Source organism: Geobacillus proteiniphilus, from assembly GCF_001908025.1.
GTDB lineage: Bacteria > Bacillota > Bacilli > Bacillales > Anoxybacillaceae > Geobacillus > Geobacillus proteiniphilus.
This window is the reverse complement of the sequence record NZ_MQMG01000132.1, coordinates 1-875: the sequence shown is the minus strand read 5'-3', so window position 1 is coordinate 875 and position 875 is coordinate 1. Positions and strand designations below refer to the sequence as shown.

Genomic DNA, 875 nt, shown 5'->3' with positions numbered 1-875 from the left:
TGTAGATGAGCAAATTCACTAACATAAATTGACAATCAAACAAAAAAGGAGACATGAACCCGACTCCTTGGGTAAAATAGATGTGCTCACAACTACCCACAAGGAGGTTCATGTCTCATGAATAGATTAGCACATCACCAAGGAATCCACAAGTTTTTCTTCACGTTGGGGTTGACGCTGCAGCTTTCCAAACCGGTCATCAAGCATCTCATTCATATCGTCGATGCCTTGACCACCAAGGGATTCTCGGGAACATTGACTGATATTCATCACTGGAGCTTTCATCCGAATCATCGAACGACGCTCAGTCACTTTTTCACGAAAAGCCCTTGGAACGAGGAAAGGCTGCTTGGGAAGCTTCAAGAGTGGATCCTTTCCCAGGTCGAACGACTGGCCAAACGGAAAAATCAACCCCTTTTTGTTTCAATTGATGATACGATTTGCCAAAAAACGAAGCCTTCGTCACGGGCTGCACACGCCATTCAAGGGTGTGATTGGCACTACTCGCATAAAGATCATCAATTGGTTTGGGGGCATTCGCTCGTTTGGCTGATGGTGCACACCTTCACGCAAGCGTTTCCGTTCGCGTTCCGCTTGTATGACAAGAAGGCGGGAAGAAGCAAAATCGACCTGGCGATCGAGATGCTTTCCTCGATCAAGGTGAAGCTGACTCAGCCGGTGTATGTGTTGATGGACTCTTGGTATCCGTCCAAAACGCTCATCGAAGCCTGTCTGAAACAGGGATTCCATGTCATCGCGATGCTCAAGACGAACCGGATTCTCTACCCGAAAGGCGTCGCGGTCCAAGCCAAGCAGTTTGCCCGCTATGTCGAGCCCCAAGACACCCGCCTCGTCACGGTGGGTCAGGAGCGTTA

At 49.0% G+C, this 875-nt stretch carries 1 protein-coding gene; it reads left to right on the top strand.

Going from position 1 to position 875, the window contains the following annotated elements:
• Window positions 1-117: 117 nt before the first annotated feature.
• Window positions 118-875 (top strand): IS701 family transposase (locus BRO54_RS18855; protein WP_139268108.1); only part of this gene is annotated, 758 nt, incomplete at its 3' end.